Genomic DNA, 7,982 nt, shown 5'->3' on the forward strand with positions numbered 1-7,982 from the left:
TTAATGCTTTGTTACCTCACGGCTGTTAACAGGCTGTACAGGGCGATGATTGTCCGGGAATAAGCTTTTGAATTGCTTGATTTGCTCTTCAGATATCTCTACCGGCTGCTCCAGTACAGTCCACTTTACACCTTCACTGCAAGGAGGCGTTGTCAGGGAGCCATTATATCGGAACGTAGCACGGTTTTTTGGCAATAATGCCTCCAGGTCAACCGGTGCGTTCAAAGCGACATCCGCTGTCGTTTTCTCCTTTGGCATTGCTGCCCATAGTGCCGCCAGCTGTTCATTTTTTTGACCAGCCTTCAGCAGGATGCCAAGCACGGCCAGCTTGTTGTCAGCGGACTTATGTACAAGGTGCAGCTCCATATCGTAGCCCTTGCCGTTCAACTCATGCTCGCTCGGTGTGTGAAAGTGGAATTGTGCCAGCTTATATTCCACCCCGTCCACTGTCAGGACATTCGTGCCCGCCTTTGCATTTGCTTGAACCGTATGGCCGTTATTGGCAATGGAGAACACGGTCGGCGCATACCGGACCTGCAACTCCCCGTTCTCCACACTTTTCGCCTTTGCGGATTCCAGATTGATGGGAGATTGCTCCTTGCCGTTGGCGCAAGCGGCATTGGCCGCGTCCAGGTCGCCCCAATGCTCCGGTCCTGTTTCTCCTTCATAGGACCAAGCCTTTGCCGCCGTCTTCGCCTCTGTCTTCACTGCTTTTACTTCTTCCTTTGCCGCTGAGCAAGCTGCTAGGGAAATACTCATCAGCACCGCTGCACCGGACATCATTACTTTGTTTTTCAAATGTTGTTCCTCTCGTTTCTCTCGTTTTATTATGTATTAATATCCCGTTTTTACGATTATAATATAGCCCAGAGTTTCCGCACCTGTAATTCTTAATATTATCTATTTAAAAAAATAAATGTAATTGCAAATCCTGCAGGGCAGCAACAGTCTTCATCACATAACATATCCAGGACATCCGTACCATAACCCCCTGCACAAAAAGAAGCCACGTACCCTTCTCCTCTTCCCGTCCAACTGCTGTAACAACATCAAAGCGCCTGCACTGATTACATAGAGTCTCAGTACGTCGAAGGGAATGCATCAGCCCTTTGTCCCCGCCGAATTCTGCATGTCGGGTTTCCTGTCCTTTTATAGAAAAAAGCAGGCTCTATGCCTGCTTCGTCTGCTTTGCTTCAACTACATTGCATGTGCTGCCCGCACAAGCTTTGTTCAGTGCACAAGCGGCGCACTTTCCCTGCTTGCTTCGCTGTACAAATTTCCACACACTGTATGCCGCATATCCAAAAATCAATGCTCCCAATACAATGTTCATCATGTAAAGCCCTTCCTTCTTATTGGAATCCCAGCAGCTTGCCGCCTTCATATACGATCAGACTCAGACCATAAGCCAGCACAAGCGCGTAGCCCATGGAAAATGCAGTCCATTTCTTAGAGTTTGTTTCCTTCTGAATCACCGCAACTGTTGCGAGACATGGAATATACAACAGAACAAATACAAGGAAGCTGTAAGCGCTGAGCGGTGTAAAGAACTCGTTCATAGATGCCTGCAGCGCCGCAATGTCCGGCGTCTTGTATATAATCGTCATCGTTGATACAACAACTTCCTTTGCGAGGAAGCCGGTGATCAGTGCGGCGCCCGCCTGCCAGGTGGCAAAGCCAATCGGGGCAAATAATGGCGCCAGCACCCCGCCGATCATCGCCAGGTAGCTATGGTCCATATCCACATTCAGCCCGCCCGGCCCCGCATAGGACAGGAGCCAAATAATCACGGATCCGCCAAAGATGAAGGTTCCTGCTTTTTTTACAAAGCCTTTTCCTTTATCCCAGGTGCTCCGCAGCAGCGACTTCCACTGCGGCACACGATACGGCGGCAATTCGATTAAAAAGTACGTAGACTCGTTCTTTAACAGTGTCGAAGAGAACACCTTCGCCAGCACAAGTGCCGATACGATGCCCAGCACGTACAGAGACAATACAACAAGTGCCTGGTGCTTCGGGAAGAAGGCTGCCACGAACAAGCTGTATACGCTGAGGCGGGCAGAGCACGACATAAGCGGCGTCAGCAAAATCGTCAGCAGACGCTCCTTCGGCTGCTCAATGGTGCGGGCCGCCATGACCCCCGGCACGTTACATCCCAGGCCGATAATCATCGGGATGAACGCTTTTCCATTCAGGCCAATCTTCTCCATCAGCCGGTCCATGACCGTGGCCACCCGTGCCATATAGCCGGAGTCCTCAAGCAAGGAAATGAAGAAGAACAGAATGAAAATTTGCGGTACGAATACCAGAACTCCGCCCACACCGGCAATGATGCCGTTGAGCACCACCGCTTCAATAAATGGGCTTGCCCCGCCCTTATGCAGCAGAAGCTTCGCCCAATCTGTCAGAGTGCCGGCCATGAATCCGTCCAGCTGATCGGAAATGGGAGTGCCCAGCCAATCAAAGGTAACCTTAAACAACAGGAACATCATAAGCAGGAAAATCGGAATTCCGAACACCTTGTGCGTTGCCACGCGGTCAATGCGCTCCGTAAGCGAAGCCGCTTCCTCACGGCTTCTCGTCACCGCTTCCTTTGTAACCCCTTGAATAAACTGTGTCCGCTTCTTATAGATATGCTGCTTCATCGTCTTGGCGCTCCCTTGCGCCTGCACAGCCTCCAAAGCCGCGGATGCGATGCGCTCTGCTGTTTCCCTGCCGATGCAGCCGGCTACTTCCTCCATTACCGGCTCGTTGCCCTCCAGATACTGCAGCGCATGCCAACGCTTTGTCCCAGGCAGCGTATCCGGCAAAAGCTGTACAATTTCATGAACAGCCCTCTCAATGGGCTCGCCGTAGTAAATCATAAGAGGTTCGCCGTCCGGGATGCTGGACAGCTCCTGCAGCAGTGCCTCACAGCCGGTGCCCTTGCGCGCCACAATGGAATGGACAGGCACACCCAACGCCCTGCCAAGCTTCGCAGTGTCCATATTCGCACCGCGCGCGGCGGCCACATCCACCATATTCAAGCCAATGAGAACCGGCTTGCCGAACTCTAATAATTGTATTGTCAAATGTAAGTTCCGCTCCAGCTGGGAAGCGTCTACAATATTTAAAATAGCCGAGAAGGATTCATGAAGCAGAAAGTCCGTCGCCACGCGCTCATCACGTGAAAGCGGATGCAAGGAATAGACTCCGGGCAGATCAATGAGAACTCCTCTATTCTGCTTCAGCGTTCCGACCTTCTTTTCAACCGTCACACCGCTCCAGTTGCCGACATACTCATACGAGCCTGTCAAAGCATTGAACAGCGACGTTTTTCCCGTGTTCGGATTGCCGAACAGTCCAATGTGCTGCATGCTTATTCCTCCGTATATACTTTGATGCAGCTTGCGTCGTTGCGCCGCAGGCTGATGCACTGGCCGCACACTTCAATCATGCATGGCCCCTGAAAAGGCAGCAGCCCCTTGATGCACACCGTTGTCCCTTCGTCCACACCCAAATCCAGCAGCCGCCGCTGAATGGAAGGACTTACATGTGACAAGTCCATGATCCTTGCTTGCTTCCCCTTTTGCAGTTCTGTCAGCACCATGCTGCTCCCCCCTCAAGAATGATAACCATTATCATTTTATATCGTTATTATACATGGGAATTCATCATAACAACAATCTTAAATATGACAATCCCTAAAACAATTTCTTCCTTCACAGGCATTCTCGTTAATAATGAGAACCATTATCACTTTATAACGCCATTATACAGGTGATGTTCCATAACAACAATACATATATATCACATGGACTGAAATATTTTTTAGTTCCAAAACTCCGCATGAATTCCTGTATATGACAATAGCCTCACGATAATCTCCATGATAATATAGAGATATAAGAATCAACTTCTGCTTATATGCGAAATTCCTTCTTTCCCCATTTGCCAAGAATTAAAGGAGGAGCGTTTTATGCAGATGCTGCAAGTATGGAAATGGCTTGAATTGATAGGCTGGCTGACACATATTGCCCTGTTTTCCTGGTATGAAAAGATGCAGGCGGAAATTCCGGACTCCTTTTATTATCTAATCGGAATTTTTATGGTCAGCATTCTCGTGCGGACACGCGTGGAGCGTTCCGAGCGCAAGAGAGCCGCAAAATATTGGCATTAATACGGGATGCGGATGCATCCTGTTTTTTTATGGCAACAGCTGCTGCGGACATGTCCGCAGCAGCTTGCTTGGGACTGGCCGGGTGCTGCCGACCAGATGGGATAACTTCCTTGTCCATATTTGCAGCATGCGCCGCAGGACGCTTTCGTTCTCCTGCCGCGCGGCCCGTTGCAATGCCGGCCCCGGCTCCCCGAATAACACAAATCCTTCCAAAAGGCCCAGGCGCTCCGCCTTTTTGTTTAAGCCGCTGCTGTTCCCTCGGCTTTTCCCTTCCGCTTTTTAAAATTCGACAGGTATACGCCGCTGAAAATGAGGACAAGCCCGGCTGCCATGTAGTAGGTCACTTGTTCTCCCAGCAGAAGATGGCCCCACAGCATCGCTGACAGCGGCACCAGATAGGTCACAAAAGAAGCGAATTCGGCACTGCCCCGCTTCACCATATAATAAAACAAGAGATAGGCTGCACCCGAACCAAGCACACCCAATCCGCCGAGCGACAGAAAGGTGTCATGGGAAACCGGCGCACGGAAGCCCTCCTTGCTCCCGAACAGCATGATCGGCAGCGCCAGCACACTGGCGGCCAGCAAAGTGGACGCCGACAAAACAAGCACAGACAAGTGCCCGAGAAAACGCCTTGATAATTGGGTGCCGAGCGCATAGCAGAACGTGGCTGCCAGCACCATCAGCATCCCGTTCCAGCTCCCCGCTGCCAGCTCCCGGACATCAAATTGCAGCAGCACCAAAATGCCTGAGAACCCCAGTATGATGCCCACCCACTGCATGCCTTTGACACGGGAGGCAAACAGCAGCATCCCGATGAAGAGCGTGGAAATGGGTGTCATGGCATTGATGACTGATGCCAGGCTGCTGGAAATGCTCATCTCGCCGATGGCGATAAAGCCAAACGGCAGCACATTATTGATGAGTCCAACCATAACAATCCAAAACAGCGGCAGCTCCCGCCAATTCACCTTCTCCCGGGTGACTGCCAGAACAAGCACCAAAAACAGCGCCCCGAACAGACAGCGCCAAAATACAACTCCCCACGGTCCGAGAGCGGGTGTCAATACTTTAATAAATAAGAAGGATGTCCCCCAAATGATGCTTAATGTAAGCAACGCAGTGTACAGCTTTCCCAAATCTTCCCCTCCTCCATGCGATAGCGATAGATCCCGTCTCTCCACAATATCATAGAAATTGCTTCTTCATACATGAATTTGCTCCCATCTTCTCATACTACTAAAAACGGGCGCGATGTTTATAAAGCAGAAAGGAAGGTTAAGATAATGTTTAAAAAATTAAAAGAAAAGCTGAAAATGTACTGGAATGACCTGCTGCGCAAGCGCCAGGTTGCGTGACTCCCAGCTTTTGTGCACGGTTTTCCAAAAAAACATGAAAATCGGACATGTTTCCTTTATAATAAGTAAAAGACGGCCTAAATACAGAAACAAGGAGAGGTTTTAACAATGATTTTTAAAGTATTTTATCAACAGCTTGCGTCAGAAGTGCCTGTGCGCGAGAAAACACAGGTGCTGTACGTGGAAGCGGAATCCGAGCGGCAAGTACGCACCAAGCTGGCGCCTTACAAATATAACATCGAACTTGTGCAGGCATTGAGCGAAGCGCACCTGGCGTACGAGCAGCAAAGCCCGCAGTTCAAGATAATGGAGAATGTCTAATGAAATTTTTGAAAAATGACCAAACAGCAGTCTTTGCACTGGGCGGACTAGGGGAAATCGGCAAGAATACATACGCGGTACAGTTTCAGGATGAGATCGTAATTATTGATGCCGGCATTAAGTTTCCGGAGGACGAGCTTCTCGGCATCGATTATGTGATTCCGGACTACACATACCTCGTTCGCAACGAAGATAAAATCAAGGGCCTGATCATTACGCACGGCCATGAAGACCATATCGGCGGCATTCCGTACCTGCTGCGCCAGGTGAACATTCCAGTATACGGCGGAAAGCTGGCTCTCGGCCTGATTAAAAATAAGCTGGAGGAGCACGGCTTGCTTCGGAAAGCAAAGCTGATTGAGATTAAGGAAGATGATGTCCTACAGTTTAAGAAGCTGTCTGTTTCCTTCTTCCGCACAACGCACAGCATTCCGGATTCCTATGGTGTGGTCGTGAAAACGCCGCAGGGACAAGTTGTGCACACAGGAGATTTTAAATTCGACTTCACGCCGGTTGGCGAGCCTGCCAACCTGACTAAGATGGCGGAAATCGGAAAAGAGGGCGTGATTTGCCTCCTCTCTGACAGTACAAATGCAGAAGTGCCGCATTTCACCATGTCTGAACGCCGCGTCGGCGACAGCATCCATGAAATTTTCCGCAAGGTGGACGGACGCATCATTTTCGCAACATTTGCCTCCAATATTCACCGTCTGCAGCAGGTTGTTGAAGCTGCGATGGCAACCGGGCGCAAGGTTGCCGTGTTTGGGCGCAGCATGGAGGCAGCCGTTGAAATCGGCTTGAACCTTGGCTATGTCCGCGGACCAAAGGAACTGTTTGTGGAACCGTCCCAAATCAACCGCATCCCGGCCAATCAGATGGTCATTCTTTGTACGGGCAGCCAAGGTGAACCGATGGCGGCATTGTCACGCATCGCGAACGGGACACACAGACAAATTCAAATCATCCCTGGCGATACAGTTGTCTTCTCTTCTTCACCAATTCCCGGCAACACAGTAAGCGTCAGCCGGACAATCAACATGCTGTACCGCGCCGGTGCGGAAGTCATCCATGGACCGCTGACAGATATCCATACAAGCGGACACGGGGGCCAGCAGGAGCAAAAGCTCATGATTCGCCTTATGAAGCCAAAATACTTCATGCCGATTCACGGCGAGTACCGGATGCAGCGCATGCATGCCAAATTGGCAATGGAGTGCGGCGTGCCGGAAGAAAACTGCTTTATCTTAGACAATGGCGATGTGCTGGCCATCAATGATGAAGAAGCCGCTGTAGCAGGAAAGGTTCCATCCGGTTCTGTCTATATTGACGGCAATGGCGTCGGCGACATCGGCAATATCGTGCTGCGCGACCGCCGCATCCTGTCTGAAGAGGGCTTGGTGATCGTTGTCGTAAGCATTGACATGAAGGAATTCAAAATTGCTGCCGGACCGGACATCATTTCCCGCGGCTTCGTGTATATGCGTGAAAGCAGCGATCTGATCAACGATGCGCAAACGCTCATTGCCACGCACCTCAGCAAGGTCATGGAACGCCGGACTACGCAATGGTCTGAAATCAAGAATGAGATTACCGATACGTTGGCTCCGTTCTTGTACGAGAAGACAAAGCGCAAGCCAATGATTCTCCCGATTATTATGGAAGTATGAGAAAGAGAGGCTGAGCCTCTCTTTTCTGTATGCCATAGAAAAAAGGCTCCAAAATGAACTGCACCCCGATTGTTAGACACCACTAACAATTGGAGGTGCAGTTTTTCTATGGCCAAATATCAAAGATATCCACTCGAACTAAAATTAGAAGCCGTTTTGGCATATTTGGAGGGGAAACAGTCCTTTCAGACCATCGCAGAAAAGTTTTGCGTAAGCCTCTCTCCTCTGAAAAGATGGGTGGCTCATTATCGGGAACATGGGATAGAGGGAATCCAACGTCGACGAACCTGTACAAAGCATACGATACAATCTAAAATGGACGTATTACACTATATGAACGGAACAGGAGCGTCCGCCGAAAAAACCGCCTCCGTATTCAATTTGGCGCCTAGCCTTGTGTGGACATGGAAACGGCTGTTTGAGACAGGAGGGATTGACGCTCTACAACCAAAGGTAAAGGGGCGTCCATCCATGAAG

General features: G+C 50.2%; 10 protein-coding genes. 4 read left to right on the forward strand and 6 right to left on the reverse strand.

Features of this window, described 5'->3' with window-relative positions; genetic code table 11:
- The 4 genes from NK662_RS17465 to NK662_RS17480 form a co-directional block, all read right to left on the reverse strand.
- The gene (locus NK662_RS17465; protein WP_438503638.1) at positions 1-783 is read right to left on the reverse strand and encodes a carbonic anhydrase; all 783 of its coding nucleotides are present in this window, start codon (positions 781-783) and stop codon (positions 1-3) included.
- Positions 784-1,168: 385 nt separating this feature from the next.
- On the reverse strand, positions 1,169-1,336 hold the full coding sequence (locus NK662_RS17470; RefSeq protein ID WP_254760230.1) for a FeoB-associated Cys-rich membrane protein: 168 nt from the start codon (positions 1,334-1,336) through the stop codon (positions 1,169-1,171).
- Between the two features lie 16 nt (positions 1,337-1,352).
- Entirely contained in the window at positions 1,353-3,356 is a 2,004-nt protein-coding gene (feoB, locus tag NK662_RS17475; RefSeq protein ID WP_254760231.1) for a ferrous iron transport protein B, read from the reverse strand.
- Between the two features lie 2 nt (positions 3,357-3,358).
- Entirely contained in the window at positions 3,359-3,589 is a 231-nt protein-coding gene (locus NK662_RS17480; protein ID WP_254760232.1) for a FeoA family protein, read from the reverse strand.
- 369 nt (positions 3,590-3,958) lie between these two features.
- Between NK662_RS17480 and NK662_RS17485 the strand changes: the two genes are divergently transcribed.
- Positions 3,959-4,159, forward strand: a complete 201-nt coding sequence (locus tag NK662_RS17485) for a hypothetical protein (RefSeq protein WP_254760233.1) — start codon at positions 3,959-3,961, stop codon at positions 4,157-4,159.
- A 27-nt stretch (positions 4,160-4,186) separates the two neighbouring features.
- Here the strand turns inward: NK662_RS17485 and NK662_RS17490 are convergent, their stop codons facing one another.
- Entirely contained in the window at positions 4,187-4,372 is a 186-nt protein-coding gene (locus NK662_RS17490; protein ID WP_254760234.1) for a hypothetical protein, read from the reverse strand.
- A 26-nt stretch (positions 4,373-4,398) separates the two neighbouring features.
- On the reverse strand, positions 4,399-5,298 hold the full coding sequence (locus tag NK662_RS17495) for a DMT family transporter (RefSeq protein WP_254760235.1): 900 nt from the start codon (positions 5,296-5,298) through the stop codon (positions 4,399-4,401).
- 327 nt (positions 5,299-5,625) lie between these two features.
- Here NK662_RS17495 and NK662_RS17500 point away from each other — a divergent pair, with 327 nt between their 5' ends.
- From NK662_RS17500 to NK662_RS23780, 3 genes are all read left to right on the forward strand, one after another.
- A complete protein-coding gene (locus tag NK662_RS17500) occupies positions 5,626-5,838 on the forward strand; it encodes a DNA-dependent RNA polymerase subunit epsilon (RefSeq protein WP_254760236.1) in 213 nt (70 codons plus the stop codon).
- Entirely contained in the window at positions 5,838-7,505 is a 1,668-nt protein-coding gene (rnjA, locus tag NK662_RS17505) for a ribonuclease J1 (RefSeq protein WP_254760237.1), read from the forward strand. The genes NK662_RS17500 and rnjA overlap by 1 nt, the downstream gene beginning before the upstream one ends.
- A 108-nt stretch (positions 7,506-7,613) precedes the next feature.
- The coding region (locus NK662_RS23780; RefSeq protein WP_368736079.1) for a helix-turn-helix domain-containing protein at positions 7,614-7,982 on the forward strand (369 nt) is incomplete at its 3' end.

This window comes from Ectobacillus ponti (assembly GCF_024294785.1).
Lineage (GTDB): Bacteria > Bacillota > Bacilli > Bacillales > Bacillaceae_G > Ectobacillus > Ectobacillus ponti.

What these genes read in the sequence shown, in the direction of transcription:
- NK662_RS17465 (WP_438503638.1), bottom strand. Translation starts at nt 783, where the DNA reads ATGATGTCCGGTGCAGCGGTGCTGATGAGTATTTCCCTAGCAGCTTGC.
- NK662_RS17470 (WP_254760230.1), bottom strand. Translation starts at nt 1,336, where the DNA reads ATGATGAACATTGTATTGGGAGCATTGATTTTTGGATATGCGGCATAC.
- feoB (WP_254760231.1), bottom strand. Translation starts at nt 3,356, where the DNA reads ATGCAGCACATTGGACTGTTCGGCAATCCGAACACGGGAAAAACGTCG.
- NK662_RS17480 (WP_254760232.1), bottom strand. Translation starts at nt 3,589, where the DNA reads ATGGTGCTGACAGAACTGCAAAAGGGGAAGCAAGCAAGGATCATGGAC.
- NK662_RS17485 (WP_254760233.1), top strand. Translation starts at nt 3,959, where the DNA reads ATGCAGATGCTGCAAGTATGGAAATGGCTTGAATTGATAGGCTGGCTG.
- NK662_RS17500 (WP_254760236.1), top strand. Translation starts at nt 5,626, where the DNA reads ATGATTTTTAAAGTATTTTATCAACAGCTTGCGTCAGAAGTGCCTGTG.
- rnjA (WP_254760237.1), top strand. Translation starts at nt 5,838, where the DNA reads ATGAAATTTTTGAAAAATGACCAAACAGCAGTCTTTGCACTGGGCGGA.